This window comes from Rhodococcus koreensis (genome assembly GCF_017068375.1).
In the GTDB taxonomy this organism is placed as follows: domain Bacteria; phylum Actinomycetota; class Actinomycetes; order Mycobacteriales; family Mycobacteriaceae; genus Rhodococcus_F; species Rhodococcus_F koreensis.
This window is the reverse complement of record NZ_CP070610.1, coordinates 850,216-872,836: the sequence shown is the minus strand read 5'-3', so window position 1 is coordinate 872,836 and position 22,621 is coordinate 850,216. Positions and strand designations below refer to the sequence as shown.

Genomic DNA, 22,621 nt, shown 5'->3' with positions numbered 1-22,621 from the left:
GCCACCACCGACACCATTGCGCAATCCATCCGAGCGCACGAAACTGAGGAACCTTCGGCCGCCCCTCCTAACGCCGGCACGGAGGTGGGTAGCACGCCGACCCAAGCTCATGCACCTCGAAGTATCGAGAAGCGACTCTGCGACGATGACCACCCAGACGACGTATTCTTCGAATACACCGTCGCCCACATCCGTAGACGTAAGAACAGCCATCCGGAGGTCGGTCCCAACCGCTCAAGACGCGGACATTTCCGTTCCACCTGGCACGATGGCAAGGGACAGCCACACGATCTGGCCGAACAACGCAACAAGGAGCACCATCATGGCACTGCCTGTCTTAACACCCGAACAACGCGCCGAAGCACTGGCGAAGGCCGCTGAAGCACGCAAGGCGCGTAGCGAACTCCTCTCCGCAGTGAAAGCTGGCGACCTCAGCGTCGAAGCGGTACTCACGAAGGCCGAAACAGACGAAATCGTGAAGAAGACGAAGGTCTCGGCGCTGCTCAAGGCTCTCCCCGGCGTCGGATCCGTGAAGGCCGCGAAGCTCCTTGAGGAACTGTCGATCGCCGAGACCCGTCGTATCGGCGGACTCGGAGCCAACCAGCGCCAGGCACTGATAGAAGCGTCGTCCGCCTCCTGACCTTGGAACTGCCACAGCCTCCGGCCAACTCGAAGTGAGCTGGCTGGAGGCTGTTTGTCGAATTCGCGCGAAGGCGTGGACTCAGTGAGCGGCGCTGTACGCTTCCTCGATTTGAGCGGGGATACGTCCGCGCGCGGACAGCTGATAGCCCTCCGTGGTCGCCCATTCCCGAATTTCCTTTGCCCGCTTGCGCCCCTGCGACGTTTCTACTGAAGGAGTCGACCGACGCTTCCTTCCGCCGACTCGAGTTGCGTGCTCGATGTAGTAGGTAAGAATACTGCGGAATTCCCTGGCGTTCTTGTCCTTCAGGTCGATCTCGCAGTCGACGCCGTCGACAGAGAACGCAATCGTCTCCCCGTTACCGTTCTTGATCGGAGTTCCGTCGATGTCGTCGATGCATTCGACAACAATCTTGCGCGCCACTATTCCACTCCTTCATCGTCGATAACCCGGGGAACACTACTGCGAAGTAATGTTCCCCTGCCACTCCGTGACAGGTTTCGAACAGAACACCGCTGATTCCAGCGTTGAGTAGGGCGGCGCGATCACTGCCCACTCGGCATAGGTCCCGGCTCACAACTCGCATCGCACTGGAGCCGCGAAAATTCAAGCAGTCCACATCCCGCCGACGGCAGGGCCTCTGGTTCACGGGCATGCGCGCAACCATGATGCCCCACCGCCAGCTGATACTCCTGGACCTACGCGGCCTGAACACCAACCGCGACAATGAATCCCCGATAGCGAGATGTCATATTCTCGGCGGGCGCGGACCTTCGGAGCCCGCGAGGAGCAACAACATGCGGCCATTGCGAGGATCCCTCGGATGTCCACACAGCTCAACAGGACCCCGAACTAAATGAATGCGACACTTCCAGATCCCGCTGATGCGAACGGAGGGAATGCCTTCGGCCGTCTCACTGAGGACGACTGCAAAAGGACACGATCGGGCAATCTGGTGAACAGATGCTCGCCGACAGTCCGGTGGTCGCCTTACCTCGATCTGGGCGATTTTCATGACACGCGGTCGATGTGGTTGACATCGCTGAAGAAGAAGCTATGTACTTTACAAATATATGGATTCCACAGAAGGACTGATCTCGATGCGTACTCACCGGTCCGCAGCCTCGGCGCTGGAGCTGTACTCAGCATTCCGGCAACAACATCCTCACACAGCGATACCCGAGAACTACGTAACTGGATGTGGCTTCCAGCTCGGTCGCTGGCAGTACCGCCAGCGCGTCGCGCGAATGCTCGGCACTCTTCCGGCAGAGCGCATTCACCAACTCGATTCAATCGGCTTCGTATGGAGCGAAGACGACGCCCCACTACCCGCGGTCACCCGGACAGACAGCAAGCGACGTCGAATGCTGGCCGAGATCGCCGCTTACCGTGAGCAGCATGGCAATGCACTCGTTCCCGCGAACTATGTCAACGCTGACGGCGAGCAGGTCGGTCAGTGGCTCTACCGGGCAGTGAAGAAGTGGAGAGCCGATGCGCTACCAGACGAAGAGCGTGGCCCACTCGCCGCACTTGGAGTCTCTCCCGGTCCCCGCCCGCGCGGACCGAGAACCGCAGCGTAGCCACCGATCCCGACCCAACAGTCCTCCGTCTAACAGGCATAGAGCAGTCTCTGCATCTTCGCACTATGCCCATTGCGGAGGTCCTTAGAAATCCAGGTGCGGGAATTGTCGTACGCCATCCGCCTGCGCGGTCGGACGTTCCCATGCCGTGCAATACGTACGCCCGTATTGCACGGCGGAATCCTCACCCACCCTCAAACCTCTCGGCGAAGGACACTGTTCAGCGTTCACTCACTGGGACAGGACTGCCCTACAGGGTCTTGTGCATTCCCGGCGGTCGCACCGCCCGCGACTACGCCAGGCCCATCTGCGCGAGCAGCTCCTCAGTGCGACTTAGGATCGCGTCGGCCTTCCGATCGATATCCTCGAACGCCTCGGCGAGGTCTCCCAATGCCCGGACATCCGCATACTTCCGAGCGATAGCCGCCTCATACTGATCGGCAAGTGTGTCCGGGCCGAACGATGTGAAGTCCATCCCGTTCTCGGAGCCGTCGACACAAGACGAGGACACCTCATCTTCCACCTCGACATCGGCAAGCCTGTCCGTCGGATCGGAGCGGGAATGACTCGCCGAAGTGACTCCCGTCAGATGCGCAGTAACGATCGCCGTGACCGACTTGCCGGACACCCCGCGGCGATCGCGGCGGAGTGCGGCGAAATGTCCCCACTGATCGAAGCTCGGCAGCAGGGGCCCGTCCTGGCCCTCCCGCAGACCCGGCAGCTTCCCGTAGGGCTCCACTGTGTCATCGGCGATTTCATGAGCACTGGCAAGACTTCGAGCGAGCACTCGGTTCGAGGGGTAGCGATCGAAGAACGCCTGAAGGCGTGCCCATCTCAGGTAGATCGCGACAGGGCAGCACCGAGGGTCGTCCGCTAATGGGTGCAGCTCCACAGCGTGTCCGGCGCCGACGGCCACGATACTCCCGTCATACGTGACGTCGCTCCGTTGAAGGTCCCCCACCTCGATCGCGGACATCCCAACAATGCAGTTGAGCACCAGGATGAGCGCATCCCTTCGGCCAAACAGTCCTTGTGGCCAACCGACAGTTGGCAGCGTCAACAACGCCCCGCGTGCGGTGCGAGAGAGATCGTCGCGTCTACCTGCACGTGCTGACAGAACTTGGCGGATCACTCGAGCAGACCCAGGCGTGGGGTACCCACTGGCGTTGTGCACCCAATTGATCGCTGCGACACGGCGCCGTTGGGTGGACTGAGCCGCCGGATGCTCGTCAAGGAAGCTCGCGAGGGCAAGGGGATCAGCGGGGAGCGCCGACGCCGCCAGCGCAGTACACCAATCAGCGAACAGAGCCCAATCGTATCGGTACTGTGCACCCTGACCCTGCCGGGGAAACAGCGCGGAAAAATCCTGCACGCCTTTGATTTCCGACTGCCCGATCGTCACAGTACGAGGCTATGCAATACGATGCCGCCGATCACGCACCCGAGCCATGTGTCCCCCAGAGAGTTCTCTTCCCGAGTCGGCCTGCTGCCCCCTCCGCACGTTCGGCCTCGTCCCCCGGGCCAGCCGCGCAACGGACGAAGATGCAACCGCACGCTCACCAAAGCCCCGCCCTCTGTCACCTTCGCTCCCAATAGCGAGATCGGGCCCGGAGCCCAACTCTTCTTACGCTCGCTCCCAAGACCACTCACGACACTAAGCCGTGCGGCGCAAAGATCGGCAGCGCTGCGAGTCGTTGTCCAGGCGCCCCGCAGCAGAGCCGGCCCGCAACGACTCTCCCCCTACCCTTTCGACGAACTCGTGGGAATGGCCGGCAAGGGCTGCGCGCCGCCGTATCGCGGCATGAATTGCAGCGCCCGAGAGCGCGCCCGAGTTTATGTTGCCGTTCGCACGGATCGCACGGAAAACCGGTAGCGCCGGATCCTGGACAACTGGCGCTGCGGAAAGGCAGACGTGGCCTTCGAACTCCTCGTGTTGGTGGAGCAACCGAATCACACCTGGACGACCGAAGCCGTCGACAGCCGAAACCACCTCGAGCCAGCGCCTGTAGGCACACGGCGCGCACATTGTGTGATCCCGCGATGACTCGACATGGTTGATCAAGCCATCGACCAGACCCCCGTGCGGACCTGGAATCTGGACGCGGAGATCCCCGTCTCCGCACTGGGCCACGTCGGCAATGGTGAGCATGGACAGCTCGCAGCGCCGAAGTGCCCCCGCGAAACCCATGAGCAACAGTGCGCTGTCACGGCGCTCGCGCGCACGCTTGACCCATGTCGTCGCGTCACGACGGCTCGCATCGACAATTCCTTCGAGCTCGCCGATACGAAGTGGGTGCGCCCGTTTGGTCGGGCGGTCACCGTTCTGCTTGTACGCCCTTCGCGCCTTCGCGAGCGCGTCTTTGACACACGGCGACCGACCGGGCAGGGGCAATCCAGATGCGCGGTGCCAATAGTTGATGGACGCCACCCACCGACTCAATGTCGCAATGGAGTACATCCGATCGCCCACCTCGGACCGCGTCTCCGCGCTCTCACGCACATAGGCGGCGACAGCACGAGGATCGGTCGGCATCAATGAAATTTCACGGGGCGCGCACCAACTCGCGAACCTAACCCAGTCCTGCCGGTAATTTCGTGCAGTGCTGGCAGATTGCAGCCGGTCGAGTTCGGCGACGATTCGATCATCAACTCCCGGCAGCGACTCCGTCGCGTCACCGCCCGACGGAACGGTAGGCATGGCCTCCGCTGACGTCGAGCTTGCAGGGCGTGACACATCGTGATTGCTCACGCGCACATCATTCCAGGCGTAGCGGTCGTTTTCGTGGATCCGCCACGCCGTGCCGTGCTGGCACAGCTGCGGACGCGATGTTCTCGTTTGCCGGATGTGGTGATGCACGGTGCATCACCCCGGTCGCGCGGCCGACTGAAGCGGACCCCGCTCCCCACACCCTCACACGACCACCCCCTGACACTTCCTTCTGACGTTGATGGAACCCGAGGCAGCTCCCCGCAACAGTCGATCGCAACTTCCATTGCTCGGATGGCGCCTATACTCTTGGAAGAGGTCCTGACCTGGGGACTCTTCCTCACATCGAGTGCTGAGCTCCTTTTAGCGTGGGTCTGATAACAGATTGTGGAAGTGACTGGACCTAGCTACTTGCCTTCGCCGTTTCCGCAGAATACTTACCGCTCGCCGAGGGGCAGACGGGCCTAGATCCCGCTGCTAGAAACCACACCGAAACCTCTTGACCAGGCATTTCGTTGCCATCAGACGTGATGGCTGCGGTCAGCATGACTTGTGCAACGGTTCCCCATTTTGCGCCGGCACGCGATAACTGGTTGGAGGCACTGCGCCGACGGCTTTGCGCTCATTGACGATGACGTGACGAATGCCTTCGGCCCCGCTTCTCGCTCCGAGCTATCAAGACCCGTTTGCAGGCGTCCCTTCTACCGAGACTGGGGCCGTCACTTATCTCGAAAGTGATAGGACAGCCCCTTCCCGGCGTTTCGTCAAGTGACGTAACACCGGGTGGGGGTGCGGCGGGCTAAATGTGGGTTGGTTCCAGGCGTGGCCGCGCACCTAAGAGCGGATTCCAGGCGTTACTCGGCGACACTCTTCACCGATCGCCCCGGCCAACCAGAGACCGCAGTGGCGACCATGCTAATGGCCATTGGTATGGCCTTGCATATGGCCTTATATGAGTTGTTCATGGCAGCTGAATCCAGGAGTTGAACATGGACGCCAATCGCGCTCTTGGTGGTGCACCGAAGGCCAGCCGGCACCCACCCCCGCTCCCCCGGCCCGGGTATGCAGCAACGAGAGCTATTTCCCCCTCTGAACAGGAGGTTTATGGCTCCGCGCTTCACGAGAGGCGCCAGGCCACCTTCGGCTGCCGTCAGCAAGACCAGGTTCCTACCTCGCCACTCCGTGTCGGGGAACGACCCACCGTGGCACCGAATGGTCGGTGTCGAGCAGGCAGAGACCACTCCCCCACCGCGCAGATTCGGGCAACAAGAGAACTAATTTCGTCGCTATGTGAACCGTTCACGTCTGCCAATCTGAACGAACAAAATACCCTCTGAACTGCTCGTATATCTATGGCCTTAAATATGGCCTTGGCAACGTCCTTAACAAACACCGTGATTACCGCCGGTGACATGATCGTCACAGTCACCTTGTTTATGCCCAGATACACCGCCCTCGAATAGGCCGTGTACACGAACATCAACCCGACCTTTCGCAAGACGGCCCATGAGGCCACTGTCAACACCATTCACAAAGCCTTTACCAAGACCTGTTGCGCAACCTTTCCAACCACCATTGAACAGGCGTGGGTAATAGCCTTAGCAACGGCGATACTCATGACGTGTTGCACCCCCTTAGACAGGGGCGTGTCGTTGGCCATCTAGGAGACCGGCCAGCCGTACCGTGCTATGCATGTCACCAACGCAGCCCCCGCGCAGTGTGCTCATCGCCAACCAAAAGGGCGGTGTCGGCAAAAGCTCGATCGTCGCAGCGGTCGCAGGCATGGTCTCAGCCGCCGGACGCCGGGTACTCGTCGTTGACGCGGACCAGCAGGCAAACGTCACAGCCTCCGATCTCGGAGTTGAGGGAGACCGCGGGAAGGGCCTCAGCATGGCCCTTCAGTACGCGCACCCGCTCGAACCCACCCGAGAGGTCCGACCGAACCTCGATCTCATCCCCGGAGGACCGGCACTCGCGGTGATCGGCGCGATCGCAGCGACCGCCGCCCAATCAGGAATGGATCTGCGGGGCAACCTCGTGTCCACCCTCACCGAATTGCAGTCCGTCGAACACTACGACCTGATTCTGATCGACTCGGGCCCCGGAGACGCCCCACTGCTCGACGCACTGCTGGGTACCGCGCGGTACCTCCTCGTGCCGACCAAGGACGACGATGCAAGCCTGTCGGGAGTGGAGCTCCTCGCGGCCCGCTACCTTCGCGCACGGGAGAACGGTTCCCTCATCCAACTTCTCGGTGTCGTTCTCTTTGACGCGAACCCACGCGCGACAGCGCGGAACCGTGAAGTTTTCGAGCAGGTTGAGGACCTGCTCGAAGGTAGCGGCGCTGCTCCGTTCGAAACCTTCATTCGCTCTGATCGTGCAGCCGCCGTCGATCTCCGGATCCGTCACCTGACCCCCGCGGAACTGGTCGCCGCCGCCGAGGATCAACTGAAGAATCGGATCCAGCGGCTGCGCGACAAGAAGCGCCTTGGAGAGCGTTTGTGGTCCCGAGACCCGTCCGGTCTCGCGAGTGACTACCAATCCCTTACCCGAGAAGTTCTCAGCCGGTTGGCGTCGGCGGAGAAGGACGAAGTCTCCGGGGGAGTGGCGTGAGTGCACGACGCCGGAAGGCCGCGTTCGATCCCGGAGCTCTTGGAGATCTCGACGATTTGCTCCCCACGCTGAGCATCGTCACCGAAACGGTCGACGAAACGACTGCCCCGCAGTCCGCACCCTCATCGGACGACCCAGAAAGCGATGCAGCGGCCACCGTACCGGAACCGTCACCCGCAGCGTTGCCCGATCCCCCCGAGTCGGACGACGCGTCGCCAGAATTGCCGAACGCTGAAACTGAAGCCCCCCAACTGCAGTCCGAGGCTTCGAAGCCGGTCGTTGCGCCCCGTCGGAAACCCAAAACACGCAGCGACAGCAGCACGGTGCCGATCCGGACCGCCCCTCCTGAGGTCTATCTCCCCCCGGCGGTATACACCGCACTGCGCCAACTCACGCTCGAGGAAAGACAGCGTGACCGCGCAACGGCGCGTCCCTATGGGCAAGTAGTCCTCGACGCTGTTGAGAGGCACGCCGGCGAACTTCAACGCCACTGGAGCGCCGCAGAACCTCAAGCAAGCGCTGGACTGTTCAAGCGGCGCGAGGCAGGTGCGCAACCGCGCCGCCGACGGCACAGCGAGATTCAAGCTCGTGTGCCTCTTGCCGGGATCATCGGTTCCGATACCGCCACACTCGATGCTCTAGCCGAAGAGTGGTGCGCGGGTAGCCGTAGCGCGCTGGTCGAACACGCACTCCGCCTGTATTTGGGCGTCAGACCAGACTGAATAGCGGCAACCGCACCAGGACACGCGCGAATCGCTAATCGAACGGGGCGGGGAACCGGGGGAGGGGCGTCCAGTCGTGGAGAGAGCCATCGTCGCCTCGACAAAGTGGCGGTGGCGTCCCCAGCCCGTCGGACACCACATCGCACGCGGACCCTCCGGGAAAAGGTTGTCCCTGCGGACACCCGTCCCGATATGGTGACGCGGTGGCCGAAACAACGTTCTCCCGAGACACGATCGTGGGTCTGGTCGCACTCCTCACGGTCGGTCTGGCGGCACTGGTGCCCGGCCTCTCGCTGGGCTGGAAATGGGTCAGTGGCGAGGGCAGCACGTTGGTTACGGGGATCTTGTTTCTGATCGTTCTGATCTTTGGCGGCAGTGCGGCAACGGCGTACGCATGCCGTGGACTCTGGAGCCGCTTCCGTCGTCCAACACACGATTGACTGCACCGTCCGGCACGATCAACGCGGGAAGGGGACAGCCCAGTCCTATCGATCGTGGCGACGGAACCGCGCCGCCGACCACACCGACTTGGCTCGCGACCCTCGCTTGGTAGCCCTCGCTTGCCTATGACGATCCAGCAGAGGGCTTACCGCCGCGGCGATTGCATCGACGGCTTGTCACAGGCCCTTCCGCCTGCCTCTAGAGCTCTCCACGCCACCCGCCTTGCCTCACACCGCCTTACCGGGCTCCAACGGCTCGGCGTCGGGCTGAATCGCGCGACCATCGTTGTAGGTCTCGGCAATCACTCTCAGTTGCGCTGCGAACGCCTCCTGCGTGAACTGCATAAGCGAGTACGGTCGCCCGGTCTTGCGACGCACGAGGCGTACCGCGGCCCGGGCGAGCGCGTGCAGATCATGGGGCACATTGACTGTGCTTGTCCCTCGTGAAGGCCGCATGTGCCGCCCAACATCGTTCACCACAGGTGGCCTCCAGTCCCTACGCGACCACTGCCCGTTGTCCGAACAGCCCCACCTTCTGCATGTGAGTCAGCGCGGCTCGGTAGTCGCTAGTGACCGTCTTTGCCCTGTAACCGTAGATCGGCACCGGAACATAGTTCGTGTAGGCCTCATCCACGATGCTCGCGCGACGGATCGGGGGCGTCACCCTGTCCTCGTATTCGCTCAGCAGATCGTCCATCTGCTCACGGTAAACGTCGCCGATCGGGGGGACTGCGCAGGGGACGATGGACAGCAGCGGAACGTCGACGCGGTAGGTCCGCTTGATCTTCCGCAGTTCCTGCTCCAACGCCGGGATGCCTTCGTTCTCCTTGCCGGATGGCTTCGTGCATGTGATCAGGCCCCATGATCCGTATGGCCCTTCCTCATCGACGGTTGTCGCGAGGATGCCGGCGATCACCAGAACATTCAAGGAGCCGGGGGAGTCGATCAAGGTGACGTCGACAGGATCCGCTTCCTCGAGGGCGTCACGCAGATGAAGGACACCACCGGTTACTGCGGGCAGCTCCACGATCAGCTTGTCGAGTGTGTCACGAGCGGCGGGGACGATTGTGAGGTTGGGGATCTCCTCGTACACGGGTTGGTCGGCTTCGTCGTATCCCCGCAGCACCCGCGCTGGGCGTTCGACTTCTTTGATCGAAGCGTTGCGCCGGAGGACGTCGGCGGCGGTCTTGCCGGAGGCTTCCGGGTATCCGAGCCAGGTGCTTGCGTTTGCCTGACTGTCCATGTCGAGAACTCGGACGCGGTATCCGTCCTGGGCGAGCAGCGTGGCGATCGACGTGACCGTTGTGGTTTTGCCGGCGCTGCCGGACAGGGTTGCTACTGCGTAGGTAGCCACGGGAACTCCTTGCGGTTTGAAGGTTCTGGATTCGTTGGTGTCCGCTTAGGGGTGATGCACGGTGCATCACCCCGCGGCGGGGGCGAACTCGGTGATGCACGGTGCATCACCGACGTCAATCGGCGAGAGACAGTGCGCGGCGCGCGGCGTCGAGGCGGGCTTCCTCCCATGCGGTCGGCTTGTATCCGGCACGCTCGGACAGCAAGTCCAAGTACGCGAGATCAGAACGGCCCCACTCCCGGGAGGAATCGGCTGCCGCGAGTTCGTAACCTGCAACCGCGCATGCCCAGGCGATCTCACTGCGGCGTTTCTCGTCGCTGTTCTCGACACTCACCCGGAATTCGGTGGAGTCGAGGCCTTCCAATCCAACAAATGCCTGGGCCAGCCTCCACCCCTCCTTGCTCGTCGCCAGAGCGGAGATGCCATAGGCGTATTGGTCGATAAAGAAGGTCACCAACTTCTCCCGTGACGGAACGGAGGCCGCGAGCTTCTTGCCCGCTTCTCGACGCGCCTTCGCTGCCGCCGCCCCTGCTTCGGCTTCCCGCTTCGCGGCCAACTCGTCGGCATTGTCTTCGGCTCGAGCGGGTTTGTCGACGGCGTAGTAGACAAGCGTTCCTTGCCCGGGGTCGATCGCGCCGACGACTTTGGTGCTCGCGAGATCGATATCGGACACCTCGAACAGTCGATGCTCATGGAAGCTCTCACCGAACCGCTCGCGCGGATCCACGATATCGAGTCCCGCGGCCGATGCCTGCTCTCGGGACTTCCGTTCCGTCAGCACACGTTCAGCCGCGCGCGTCGGGCTCATTCCGCGATCAGCAATCAGCGTGAACGCCGCGAGCTGCTCGGAACGACGGGTATCCGAGCTTTGTGCCGGGTCTGGCTTCTTCTGCCAGCTCCGTGCGGGGCCGTAGGGGAGCGCGCCCGCCAAAGCGGCGCCCTCGGCGCTTCGAATCGCGTCCTCGGCAATCGCAGCCTGGACCTCGGGGGCAAGGAGTAACAGCGACAGCCGCCTGGACACCGTTGCCTGATCGACGCCCAGCTTGTCCGCGATGGCACGCTGGCCCATTCCCAACTCGGAGTACCGAGCGAACATCTGGGCCTCGGCGATCTCCGAAAGGTCCTGGCGTCCGAGATTCTCCAGCGTCATGGCGTCGAGGTCGCCGTGATCGTCCATCACGGCGTCGTCAATTACCGCAGGAATCGTTGCCAGGCCGGCTGCGATGGCGGCCGCACGACGACGGTGCCCATAGATGACTACATACTCGGCATCGTCACCGATAGCGTGAGCGAGGTCAGGCCGCTCCGCGAGGAATCCCTCGCGCGTTACCAGCAGTGCGGGAACCTTGATGCCGTTTGCCCTGGCCCCATTGACTAGTTCATCCCACTTTGGGTCGCCAGTCTGAGGCTTGGACCTGTCCGGGTCATTGAACGGGTGCGGGGCGGTCTGGAGAACCGGAACCTGCACAACGGTCTGACCGTCGGCTGCAGCCAATCCGGCCAGCGCGGCGGTGATGCCGCCCGAGTTTGCATCACCATTCGCCTGCGTAGTAGTTACATCACCGGAGGCGGCGGCCGCGAGTTCCTCACTCTCTTCGCCGCCAGCGAACTTTCGGAACCGACTCGCTGTCTTCCTGCCTGCCGGTTTGCGCGCGGCTGGCTTTCGCTTGGTCGCGGCCGGACCGGTCGATGGACTGGCGGCCACCATTTCGGATGTCACTCCGGCGTTCATCATCCTCCATTCTGCGCATGCTTTGCATGTATTTAGATGGAGCGTACTGGGATCGATCTGCCTCCTTTGATATCTCCGGCGGCGTGTCGCGATCGGGGTGATGAACCGTGCATCACCCGAAAGGTCCGCCCGCGGGCAAGCGCAATGTCGCCACTAGCTGGCCATACGGTCACCAACGGTCCCGTAGCGCTCATGCGAGCGCAACCCGGCATTCTTCACGTGGGCGATTCACTGATCCGGCCCGGGCGGATCGCCACGGGGGTGAGTCCACGGGTGATGCACGGTGCATCACCTCCACGTGACACCACGGGTGATGCACGGTGCATCACCTCCACGTGACACCACGGGTGATGCACGGTGCATCACCCGTGGGACGATCCATGCCCGGATCGGCCACCTGACGTGAGCACGGCCATCTAGCGAGCCTCGGCCGACGCTGATGCCTATCGTCGCCGTATTCGACATCAAAATTCATATTTGGCGGGCCTCCAAACATCCAGCCCGTATCGCGCTCGGACGGCAATGGTCAGCGGACACGACCGCTGAGAGCGGGTGATCATGCCGAGTCGGCGAGGCGATCCTGCTTTGCTGCAAACGTCAGAACCCAACTATTCCGCGTTCTCCTGACATACACATCGGTGCACGCGATCGATGCAGCCCCCTATGTAGTCACCGCGACGGGGGTTGGGTCCGCCCTTTATGCATGTTCAATCCGTTGTGCAACATTTGAGCGAAAGCGCGGCAGTCAGCCAGGACGGCGTGTGCGTCGATGCAACGGCGCCGGGGCTCGCAGCGCTGGCGCGACAGCACTGGCAGCGGGTTTGCGCCTTCCGGCAACTTCGACTGGAGACGGGCGGATCGCCTGCTCGGCCAGCCCGAACGTGCCTGGGACTACATGCAGGCGACGCAGGCGCGAGCGCGTGTGCCAACTACCAGGTCGGCACTCGAACGCTACCGCCGTCCCACGGTATCGATGCCCCCCCGGGTGGTGATGCGCGGTGCATCAGCCCCAGGCTCAGCTCGATGGGAGTGTGCAGTCAGACACCTACACGCCGAAATTCGAACTCGAGGAAGCGGTCGACGACCAGCTGATCTCATCGCCTCGCCACCGCGTGAAGCTCCGCGCATTCGATGGCGCGGCCACCCTCAAGAACTGGTGAGGTAGAAGACTTCGGCGGCTAGCGGACCGGTGCCCCGAATCGGCAGCGGGTTTCCTAGGTGATCGGGCCCCGGTCTCCCTCGCACTGCGTGTGTCGGCAGATCGGGGTGGGGAGATACAGACACTTGCCGGGGCGGCGTCATCACGTTCCCGACGGAGCCCTACCGGCAACTCCCGCGACGCGGCAGGTATGTGCAGGAGTGGTGAGTGGATCGGCGAGTGAATCCGTCGGCACCTTCGTGGGTGCATCTGTCGACGTACTGAAGGGGGTGGGAATGAGGGGCGAGTCAACCGGCGCATCATGCCCCTGCGGCCCATCGCCGGCACATGTGGGGACAAGTCCCGGATCCTCGAAACCCCGGCGACGGTCGGAGAAACAGAGGTGTGAGCTTCTCGGCGTCCCGCAGCCGAGCACCTATCCCGATGGTGCACCCTCATGAACCTCGGACCGCGCCATTGACGGATGCCAGCAACGTCGATCGCCCGCCACTCGCGTGCGACTCCCGATCCACTTCCCGCCCCGGGCCGTATCACCTAGTGCGCCTCGCATGCAGGGCACCCGCGGACGACCCACTGAAACCTGGTCAGGCACACCCTTACCCTTGCGAGCGGCACCATTGCCGTTTCATTCACGCGAAAGCCCGCCGCCCCTTTTCGCTCCCCGCCACTACGGTCGGAGGCATTCTGACGTACACCGCTATCCCGCGTCGAGTTTCTACCGCAAAGTTCCACCTTTCGTCGACATGCTGGCGAACGCGACCCTCGACGCGTTCACATAACGACATGATCCCGACCGCGTACAGAATTGCTCTGTTGCCGCGCGTCGGCGAACCTTCGGAGTCGGGTCGTGCACGGACGGCTTCGCCGACAGTTGCTCAGCGAGGTAGCGGCACTACACCCGCAACCAAGCTAGCCTGCACCAACATTCGAGGCTGAGATCCACTGCTCCGACCCGGTCGCGCGACATTCCTTTTACGCCCTCGTCCTCAGCCGTAGGGCTCGATTCATCACCGAAGACATTCGGGCGACCCACCCTGCGGCGCTCGCTCGATAGTCGAAGCCAGCTCCGTTGAGCTCGAACGCCCTTAACGCTGGTGCCAGGTTGGCAACCGACAAGTACCTGGTCACATCTGGGCGACCGCCTGCTGACGCCGGTTCAGCGTTGCTGCAAGCGCTTGTCGGCACCGCTGACGGTGCTCTGCAGACGCAATCAGGGCATCCTGGCGGCTGAGACGCGCATCGCGGTCGATAATGCGCTGACGGGCCTCCTGGGCCGCTTTTTGAGCCATCTCGGTCGGTGAGGGTTGAGTCCAATCGATGTGCGCCAGCCTCCAACGGAGAAACCCGACAGGTCGCTCGATGTGAGTCGGCCACGTCCAGCCTCGCTGCTGGGTATCCCGCGTCAGTTCAGCGGCGATGTCACGACCACGCCACCGGGTCTCATCGATGCCGGCATTTGCGAGTGCCTCGCAAATCAACCCCACATGCCCGGCCGAAGCGAAGACTGGGGCATGAACAAGCAGCTCAGCGGCTGTCCGTTGCAGTTCGATTGCCCGAGGCTGCAGCGGCGTCGTCTTAGGATTTTTCGAGTCCTCGCCCGTGCGCGTTCGCGCGCGCGTTGGTGATAACTCTCTAACAAGAGATAACAACTTAAATCCCCTAGAAGGGGATAGGGGGCCACGAGAACGCAACTGGGGATAACTCGAGAGAGCACCATCCTTGGAGCGACGAACCTTCTTCGCCAGCTTCTTCGTCACCACCTGTGCCTCGATGACGAGGGATTTCGGGGATGTCAGCGCCCACACTGACGCAGCACGACGTTGAATCCGCCCATGGTGGGATTCCGCAGCCTGAGATTCTTCAGCTCTCAAGTACCTCCCACGCACCATCTCGCAAGCTACCGAGAGCGTGTGAAGCGCCCTCCTCGCGCGTTTCACCACCGACACACTGACTCCGCTGCGGTGGGCGATCGTCTCTCTGGAGGCGCACACACGACGGCCTGTTGACCGCTCAGCGAACGAGGCCATCGTCACAGCCACGGCAAAGACGAACTCCGTGCTGACCTTGAACCATCGGCACACCCCTCGACCGGTGGGGGAATTCAACACTTCGCGGACCTGTCGCTGCCAGGCAGCGCGCCCGGTCCATGCTGGCGTCGAAGCCTGCTCGCTCGGATCTACGGGTAACGACCAGGAACGGCCTCGCTGATCGCTCTCGGCGTTGAGCCGTTCGACACGATTGACTCGCTCGACAGCGGCCGAGACCAGAGCATCCCACTCGGTGTCATCGGTAGAAGAAACCTCACCGACTGGGGCAATCGGAACATCGTTGTCGAAAAATTCGGCCGCATTCGCGGCGGATTCGGGGTGCATGACGCGCCTTTCACGCGCCCTTCACCAAGATGTTGCCGTGAGTCGCTGGCATCACCAGCGGGACATGGCTTACCCTGACAAGAGCGCACGGTATCGACACGACTGCTCGCGGGACTGCCAATCACAGGAGCGGTCGTGTTGGAACGGCCAGATATGTTCGGTGGGTCTCATCCGTAAAGGGTGGGACCCACCGACGTTTTCGCTAGTGGAGTGGGCACCTCCTCACGGCATGCCTGAACGCCGGAAGAGCCGGCGACATGAGGTCAGCGCATACGGAATCGTCACGTTGGCGCAAAAATGAGAGGTCGCGAACACCAATATCACGCCGTGTCGCGTGCGCACGACGAATCGCGCGTTCTATACTCATAGAAGGCAGACCTCCTCCCTTGCGTGGTGGTTTGTACGACGAGCGGAACCCCCGGAGCTGGCGAGCGAAGGGGGGTTTCGCCTTTTCTGGGCTCTGTTCAGCCCGTCATTGGCAACTCTTCCTGTCTGGCTTGCGCCGGAATCGCTGGCTCGTTCTCGAGTGCCAGCTGAACAAGCGCGATCATTCGATCGGTGATTGTCTTGACCCGACCATCGTCAACCGGTGCGAGAATCCGATCGGCGATCTCCGCGGGGAACTCAACCCCGATATGGCGAACGGCGACGTCGCGGGCTGGGCGCCCGCCCCGACTTTTCCGAGTTGTCATGCCTTAAATCCTGCTCTTTGGGTTTAACTAAACCGCGCAGCGACACGCCGAGTTAAATAAAACTCGAAAAGTGCCCCAGAGAGCCTCCTCTGGACACGAATCTGGCTCCGAATCGTATGCGAACGACCGCCGGCAATCAGCGAAAATATTTGATCAAGCGAAACGCAGTTCGCATAGGCAATCACACCACCCCAGAAACGTCACGTGATGAATCAAAATCTATGTGAGACACAGAGTTACGCCATTAGAACCGGGGTGGGGAGCGGCTACACAGAGAGCAAGCCCCGTCGCAGAACCTGTCGGTCAGAGCCTGTCCGATGAATAAACAGCGTCGCTTTTCCGCACCCGGACTGAGTGCGGTGGGAAGGTATTGAAATGCCTCAAGAAGTTCATCCGCACTGAGGCCGGAGTGCGCAAAGTCCATACGACAGTTGACCCATCTCGGAAAACTGCAGGTCGAAGCGCCCCGGGTTATCCGACACTCCAGCGAACATCGATCGACGTCAGTTCTGCGGCGCAGTCTAGGGCGGGCCTGCGCATTCGCACACCGGCTGAACCCCGAAACCCCGCGCCCAGACGACAAGAGCGGGTGCCTCATACGCCCTGGGGCAATGCGCGCACTCGCACAACCAACACCTCGGCACCGCCTGACAGGAGCAACCAGCAAAGCCCGCCGACTGCGAATAAACGACACCTCACCCGCCGCCACAAGACTCTTGAGGGGTTCGCAGGCGTTTGTACCAAAATGTGTAGACCAAGCGGGCGTATTCGGTCCGATGGGAACTGTCCCTGCAAATCCATTCTTGGTCCTACGCAGGTCACTTTTAGGGTTCCCGCGCATACCGAATGAGAACCACAGTCGCCACAAGATCACCATCAACCGAACCAGTCGAGATGTCCGCCCAACGGGTCCGGCCCAATTACCCCGTCGCGACGATCGATCCGCTATCGAAGAACGTACTGAATCAGACTTTTTGCCGGACTGCAAGGGATGCGCACGCTATGCGAAGCCAGGGAAATCCGCACTCACAACTACGGCTGGAATCAGAACATGAGATGCATCGGATTCGGAAACCTCTCAATGACTGAGCTCGCCGGCATTTCGAGAAGCAGCGCCACATCGCTGTCGGGTCTCGTGACTACCGGGTGCGGACTGCCTCAACCCCTCATGACGAACATCATTCCAATGAACCCAGCGCTCGTGTTGAACTTGCCGTAACGGTGCACCGAGAAGCCGTGCCGCCGAGGGAGGCGTGCGAGAAACTGAGTGTGTCATTTGGTCGGAGGGGAGTGTGCGTACCGACGCTCCGGAGATTGATGAATTTCACTTCGCAACCGAGAGATCCACTTGGTCGATACATCTAACAATCCTCCCCTCTCACTTGGACGAGCACCCGACCTCACCCGCGCAACATTCGACTCAAGGGAAGGTAGTCGCGGAAGGGCACTGCGGAAAGTCCGGTCGCGTTCAGACCCATAAGGTCATGCGTCCGTAAGTGAATCGTGCGAGCATCGACCAATTTGTGCACACGCAACAGATGCAGTGGAGATGTCGCGCAAGAGCATGAGATTTCACGATCCGAGGATCTGAAGCGGTGACCTCTTGGCCGCGCTGATCTGCAACCCGCGCCGTGTGATGCACGGTGCATCACACGCGGAAACCGGTGATGCACCGTGCATCACCACAGGTCGAAGCAAGGTGAGGCCCACTCCACCTCACGGACGTTGAAAAGAAGAATCTGCCCTCGACGGCAGATGGTCGAGGGCGGAGCCACAGGGTTGCGGTCATCGCTTGGGTGCCTCCGTGCCGCACGTCCCAAGAGGCTGAGACCTCGGCACCGACGTCGTCTGCAACGCCGTGCGTTTTGGGAACGCGGAGTTGATGGCGGCCGTGCGATGGGAGCGGTGACTGTCAGCGCCTGACCGGATGCCGGGGTCGCCCGGCGTACAAACGCAACTGACACTTTCGCCTGATGTCGAGCAAGAGGGTTCGTCCATGTGGAGATCGACCGCCGTGTTGCGATCGGTCGACGCGCTGAAGGATTCCGTGTCCCGAAATCTACCCCGTCCGGATACCCGGTGGCCACTAAATCATCGGCCCGAAGAGGAGCAGTCGCAGTCGTGGCGTAGTGCGCACCCACCCGACGAACTCTGGCCGCCAAAATGGGGCGGCGATACCAGAGCAACTATGCCCAATTGGAGTTGCGGCGCGGGTGAGACGTCGCTGCGACGCTGTCGAGCCGGGCATCGGCAACACGTTCGACGACCTCCGCGACACCGTGCGTGATACCTGCCTCGGCGATGAGAATGACTGCACCGAAGGGGAATGGGAACGGTGATGCACGGTGCATCACCCGGAAGTAGGTGATGCACCGTGCATCACCCAAGGGAGGTATCTGGTGGCGATGTAGGTGACAACTACACCAGAGTCAGTGTGATTGCGGGAGCAGGCCATTGGGAGGTGCGGTCGCCTCATGGTGTTGCCCACCAACACTGGTTCGGCACGCGGGAGGCCACCCCTTGCGTAGGTACACGCGTCACTTCAATCCGAGCAAAGAGTCGTTCCACTGGGAGATGTAGTTTGGAAGCTGTTCCCGCTCGTCTTCACGTGGCTTCGGGGTCACTGTGGAGGTGCCACAGGGCGGGGCGGCGCGCTCCAAACCTTCGGTCTATCCGTACGGAAGATGAGAACAACGTGCACCCTTGATACCTGACGCGCAGATTCGGAGAGATGACGGGCAGAATTTGTTGGTGCAAATACTGTCGTCGCCGAGAAAGTCGACTATCGGCCACCCGATTTCCCCGACCGGCGGGGTACAACGGCAGATCCGTACATGCCGCCGCTTTGCCCGAGTGATGTTCCACGGGGTGACGATTCGAGGTCACTCCGCCGATTGAGTGCTGAGTGGGGAATTGTCAGCCCCTCGGGGTCGTCGCGGATCGGCGGCAGAGAGTGAGCCTCATCGGTCAGGTACCACTCGTCAAGGTCTCGAGACCCTCACGAGCCGTCAATATCTCACGCCACCTTCGTGGTTACCCGTCGGTAATAGTGTCGGATCCAAAGGGGTGTGGTCGAATAACCTTGTGCAGTAAGAAACTTGCAAATATTGAGGCGGCTGATTAGTGCAGGACAAGTCCTACAACCGCAGGCCCGACCTTTCACCCTGGACCTAGAGGTAGCCGATTCGGCATGAGCGCAGCCGATCAATGGGTGAGTCGGGGCGTAGTCAAGGCTCGGCAAGTGCCTTCAGTACACAGACGCATAGAACGCCAAAGTTGTTGTCACCCATCGCACCCAGTGCCCGTTCCTGGTCGCTCGCTTAGCGCCATCCACTTCGAGTAGCCCGGGCTGGGATCGGTATAGATGAGGACGGACTGCGAAACCCCGCCGGAGCTGGCGGACGGCGGGGCCGCTACACCGGCAGTCGACTATCGGTTGCGCAGTGCGAACCAAGTCAGCTACTAGGGTCCAGCTGACGGCGGGACACCGACAACCTGCACATAGGATCAGCCGGTGCGGAACAAATCGTATGATGCCGACCACTTGTGTCCCAAAAATGTGGCCTATAACACTGGAGTTCTTGCGGTAGACGCGAAGGCTGCCCTACATACAGCGGCTGATCCGCGAGTACCGAACAGCGCGTGAGAAAGTCGGTGTCCTACCGTCGACACGCCCGACCGCGGGTGGGGTGGCCTTGGACGTCCGACGAGATCTCGTTCAGGTACTCATCTGAGGGTCACGGCAGGACCGGCCGCGGACGACGGCGACATTCAGCCGCGCGGCTGGACAATAGACGAGGTACTAATTATCGTTAGTATGTATCGTTGATACGCCCATCCGGTGGTGGCTCTTCAATGGCTCACCGCCATTCCCATTCACGAAGGGTCGGCTCATGCGACTTGTCCTCCTAGGCCCGCCGGGCGCCGGAAAAGGCACGCAAGCACAGTTGCTATCGGAGAGCATGGGTATACCGCACATCTCGACTGGCGATCTATTCCGGACCCACATCACCCAGAACACCTCGCTCGGCAAGGAAGCAAGTCGTTTCTTGGATGCCGGTGAACTCGTTCCGAGCGCCCTGACAATCGATATGGTCCGTGACCGCCTCGCTCAGCCGGACACCGAGAATGGATTTCTATTGGACGGGTTTCCGCGTTCGATAGCTCAGGCAGAGGCATTGGCCCACAGTCTCGACCAGCGCGGCGTGAAGCTGAACGCCGTCCTGTCCTTCGTCATTGACGAGGAGATGGTCATCGAGCGCATGCTTGCTCGAGGTCGTGCCGACGATTCCGAGGTGGTCATCCGCAACCGGTTGAACGTGTATGCCGAGGAAACAGCGCCGCTGCTCGATTACTACTCGGACCTGCTCATCGCGGTCCACGCCTCCGGCGCGGTCGATGAAGTGAATCGCCACATGCAGATGAAACTTCACGCCAAGGTCAACGCTCTCTGAGTCGAGTCGTCCGAGTTGCACATTCGACATCGCCAACGCCACCGCCGTCGTCGGACGGGCTCCGCTACGGCTTTCATGTTGTGTACGCCGAGGTCGTGCGATTGCAAGCAACGTTCAGATCGCGTGTCGGTGGGACGAGTGAAGTCGGGGACGAGAGAGATGAAGCCAATGAAACGGCACGTTGAAGGACAGTCCGCCCCTGTCCGGTCGGTCACGAAGTCTGACCTTCGCGAGGTGGCGCTAACGTTGTTTGCCGAACGTGGTTACCACGGGACGTCGTTGAAGGAAATAGCTCAAGAACTGGGGATACGGACCCCGAGCCTCTACAACCACATGGAGTCGAAGGGTTCCCTGTTGAGGGAGATCGTTCTCCAGACACTCCATCATGTGGTCGGAGATTTCGAGCGTGTGCTGGCGGAGACGAGCGACCCGGCCGACCGACTGCGGGCGGCTACCGCAGTGTATGCGTACCGGCACGCTACCCATCGGCGCGAGGCATTGGTTGTCAATCAAGAGGCAATACATCTGGAGGAGCCTGATTGGACTGTGGCGCAGCAGACTCGGCGCCAACACGAACACGGTTTCCGTCAGTTGATTGTCGATGGACAGACGGCGGGGGTTTTCTCAGTCGAGTCTCCGAAAGTGGCGTCCTTCGCGATTCGTGAGATGTGCGTGTCGGTCGCGCGATGGTTCCGCAGCGATGGCCCATTGTCGGCAGCCGACGTCGCGGACCAGTACAGCGCGTTCGCGTTGGGCATTGTCGGTGCCGAGGGTGCAGCGCCACGCCTGTCGACTCCGTTTACACCGTCGGTTTTTGGCGGCACGCCGCTTCGGTCGGTCTGAGGATTTCGGGCACGGTTCGGAGCCGGTAGTGATCGTGGTAGGGCCCAGTTCCCGGGTGCAACGCGCCTGTGCCGTTGCATCTGTGCCGCGTTTGGTGAGCGGCCGGGCATGTCGGCATTCTTTCACGGGCTCTCCGATGACACCTTTACTCGGCCCTCACCGGGGACAAGGGTTGTTGAGCTCTCACACGTGGCGCGCGGCTGCTGGCATCGCTTCGCGGATGCGAGCATGGATTGGTGACTGACTCTCACGGAGCGGATTGCCCGTCCGGCCTTCGCGAGTGGCGATAATCTCCGCGGCAATGGAAATCGCGGTTTCCGCGGGCGTTCGGCCCCCGATGTCGAGTCCAATCGGCGCGTGCAATCGGCCGAGTTCGGTGTCACCGAGACCGAGCCGTCGCAGGTCCCGTTCGCGGTTCAGACATGTCCGGCGCGATCCCATCGCGCCCACATACCCCACCTCGAGTCGCAGCGCCCGCTCGAGTAGCGGCAGGTCGAACTTCTCGTCGTGCGTGAGGACGCACAGCGCCGACCCCCCATCAAGCTGCTGGGACTGCAGATATCGGTGGGGCCAGTCGATGACTATCTCGTCCGCCTCCGGGAACCGTGCGCGGGTGGCAAACACCGGCCGAGCGTCACAGAGTGTCACGAAGTAACCCATGAGCTTTCCCACTTGAATCACCGCGCGGGCGAAGTCGATCGCTCCGAACACGATCATGCGTGGAGGCGGTGCGAAGCTGCTCACGAAGAGGCGAACGGCCGACTGGCAGTGGTCCCCGGCGCTACATTCGGCGATACCGGTGGATCCGGCGTCCAGCATCCCGGCCATCCGGATCTCGATGGCGCGGTCGAGGTCGGTGTCGCCGGTGGATCCGTGGAGCACGTCACCTAAGAGCAGGTGCGTCGCGTTTGTGCTGTCGAGTGTGGTGGCGAGTGCGACGGGTGCCTGTGTGGCCACGGATTGTTGCACTTTGTCGAGCATCTGTGCGAGCGCGGGTGTCTGTGGGCTGATGAGGACCTCGATGGTGCCGCCGCATGTCAGTCCGACGGCGAAGGCGTCGTCGTCGGACACGCCGAACCGCTGGTAGGACGGCTGACCGGTCGAGATGACGTCGTGGGCGATGTCGACGACGGCTGCTTCGATGCATCCGCCCGAAATGCTGCCGACCACAGCGCCGTGTTCGGAGACGGCCATCGCGGTGCCCGGGCCGAGTGGTGCGCTGCCGAATGTCTGGACCACGGTGGCGACCGCGTAGGTGATGTTCTCGTGGTTCCAGCTCACGAGTTGGTCGAGGATTTCACGCATGTGGCACC

The 22,621-nt window shown here is 61.8% G+C and carries 15 protein-coding genes; 7 read left to right on the top strand and 8 right to left on the bottom strand.

What is annotated here, in order from left to right; all coding sequences use genetic code 11:
- The first annotated feature begins 322 nt into the window (after window positions 1–322).
- Window positions 323–640, top strand: coding sequence for an integration host factor, actinobacterial type (mihF, locus tag JWS14_RS44915; protein WP_005564740.1), 318 nt, complete (start codon window positions 323–325; stop codon window positions 638–640).
- An 81-nt stretch (window positions 641–721) separates the two neighbouring features.
- Here mihF and JWS14_RS44910 read toward each other — a convergent pair whose 3' ends face one another.
- Window positions 722–1,063, bottom strand: a complete 342-nt coding sequence (locus JWS14_RS44910; protein WP_005564738.1) for a histone-like nucleoid-structuring protein Lsr2 — start codon at window positions 1,061–1,063, stop codon at window positions 722–724.
- Between the two features lie 650 nt (window positions 1,064–1,713).
- Between JWS14_RS44910 and JWS14_RS44905 the strand changes: the two genes are divergently transcribed.
- Window positions 1,714–2,220: a helicase associated domain-containing protein gene (locus JWS14_RS44905; protein WP_206016698.1), complete on the top strand. Its 507-nt coding sequence runs from the start codon at window positions 1,714–1,716 to the stop codon at window positions 2,218–2,220.
- A 292-nt stretch (window positions 2,221–2,512) separates the two neighbouring features.
- Here the strand turns inward: JWS14_RS44905 and JWS14_RS44900 are convergent, their stop codons facing one another.
- Together JWS14_RS44900 and JWS14_RS44895 are read right to left on the bottom strand one after the other, a co-directional pair.
- Entirely contained in the window at window positions 2,513–3,622 is a 1,110-nt protein-coding gene (locus JWS14_RS44900; protein ID WP_206016697.1) for a hypothetical protein, read from the bottom strand.
- A gap of 252 nt (window positions 3,623–3,874) precedes the next feature.
- Window positions 3,875–4,969: an integrase gene (locus JWS14_RS44895; protein ID WP_241031807.1), complete on the bottom strand. Its 1,095-nt coding sequence runs from the start codon at window positions 4,967–4,969 to the stop codon at window positions 3,875–3,877.
- Between the two features lie 1,650 nt (window positions 4,970–6,619).
- Here JWS14_RS44895 and JWS14_RS44890 point away from each other — a divergent pair.
- Entirely contained in the window at window positions 6,620–7,540 is a 921-nt protein-coding gene (locus tag JWS14_RS44890; RefSeq protein WP_043792356.1) for a ParA family protein, read from the top strand.
- Window positions 7,541–8,465: 925 nt separating this feature from the next.
- Window positions 8,466–8,702, top strand: a complete 237-nt coding sequence (locus JWS14_RS44885) for a hypothetical protein (protein ID WP_206016696.1) — start codon at window positions 8,466–8,468, stop codon at window positions 8,700–8,702.
- A gap of 496 nt (window positions 8,703–9,198) precedes the next feature.
- On the opposite strand, the gene JWS14_RS44875 is transcribed toward JWS14_RS44885, so the two are convergent.
- Window positions 9,199–10,056, bottom strand: coding sequence for a ParA family protein (locus JWS14_RS44875; protein ID WP_206016695.1), 858 nt, complete (start codon window positions 10,054–10,056; stop codon window positions 9,199–9,201).
- A 115-nt stretch (window positions 10,057–10,171) separates the two neighbouring features.
- Entirely contained in the window at window positions 10,172–11,791 is a 1,620-nt protein-coding gene (locus tag JWS14_RS44870) for a ParB/RepB/Spo0J family partition protein (RefSeq protein ID WP_241031806.1), read from the bottom strand.
- Between the two features lie 1,028 nt (window positions 11,792–12,819).
- Between JWS14_RS44870 and JWS14_RS51335 the strand changes: the two genes are divergently transcribed.
- Entirely contained in the window at window positions 12,820–12,948 is a 129-nt protein-coding gene (locus tag JWS14_RS51335) for a hypothetical protein (protein WP_259376152.1), read from the top strand.
- A gap of 1,123 nt (window positions 12,949–14,071) precedes the next feature.
- Here the strand turns inward: JWS14_RS51335 and JWS14_RS44865 are convergent.
- Both JWS14_RS44865 and JWS14_RS44860 read right to left on the bottom strand, forming a co-directional pair.
- Window positions 14,072–15,319, bottom strand: coding sequence for a replication protein (locus JWS14_RS44865; protein WP_241031805.1), 1,248 nt, complete (start codon window positions 15,317–15,319; stop codon window positions 14,072–14,074).
- A gap of 464 nt (window positions 15,320–15,783) precedes the next feature.
- The gene (locus tag JWS14_RS44860; RefSeq protein ID WP_005262432.1) at window positions 15,784–16,011 is read right to left on the bottom strand and encodes a hypothetical protein; all 228 of its coding nucleotides are present in this window, start codon (window positions 16,009–16,011) and stop codon (window positions 15,784–15,786) included.
- 3,893 nt (window positions 16,012–19,904) lie between these two features.
- Between JWS14_RS44860 and JWS14_RS44855 the strand changes: the two genes are divergently transcribed.
- Window positions 19,905–20,465, top strand: coding sequence for an adenylate kinase (locus JWS14_RS44855; RefSeq protein WP_206016694.1), 561 nt, complete (start codon window positions 19,905–19,907; stop codon window positions 20,463–20,465).
- A gap of 234 nt (window positions 20,466–20,699) precedes the next feature.
- Window positions 20,700–21,308, top strand: coding sequence for a TetR/AcrR family transcriptional regulator (locus JWS14_RS44850; RefSeq protein WP_197436344.1), 609 nt, complete (start codon window positions 20,700–20,702; stop codon window positions 21,306–21,308).
- Between the two features lie 183 nt (window positions 21,309–21,491).
- Here JWS14_RS44850 and JWS14_RS44845 read toward each other — a convergent pair whose 3' ends face one another.
- A complete protein-coding gene (locus tag JWS14_RS44845) occupies window positions 21,492–22,613 on the bottom strand; it encodes an XdhC family protein (RefSeq protein ID WP_206016693.1) in 1,122 nt (373 codons plus the stop codon).
- Between the last annotated feature and the right edge of the window lie 8 nt (window positions 22,614–22,621).

Coding starts and splice junctions, on each gene's coding strand:
- JWS14_RS44845 (WP_206016693.1), bottom strand. CDS start 22,613: ATGCGTGAAATCCTCGACCAACTCGTGAGCTGGAACCACGAGAACATC.
- JWS14_RS44905 (WP_206016698.1), top strand. CDS start 1,714: ATGGATTCCACAGAAGGACTGATCTCGATGCGTACTCACCGGTCCGCA.
- JWS14_RS44870 (WP_241031806.1), bottom strand. CDS start 11,791: ATGATGAACGCCGGAGTGACATCCGAAATGGTGGCCGCCAGTCCATCG.
- JWS14_RS44855 (WP_206016694.1), top strand. CDS start 19,905: ATGCGACTTGTCCTCCTAGGCCCGCCGGGCGCCGGAAAAGGCACGCAA.
- mihF (WP_005564740.1), top strand. CDS start 323: ATGGCACTGCCTGTCTTAACACCCGAACAACGCGCCGAAGCACTGGCG.
- JWS14_RS44860 (WP_005262432.1), bottom strand. CDS start 16,011: ATGACAACTCGGAAAAGTCGGGGCGGGCGCCCAGCCCGCGACGTCGCC.
- JWS14_RS44865 (WP_241031805.1), bottom strand. CDS start 15,319: ATGCACCCCGAATCCGCCGCGAATGCGGCCGAATTTTTCGACAACGAT.
- JWS14_RS44890 (WP_043792356.1), top strand. CDS start 6,620: ATGTCACCAACGCAGCCCCCGCGCAGTGTGCTCATCGCCAACCAAAAG.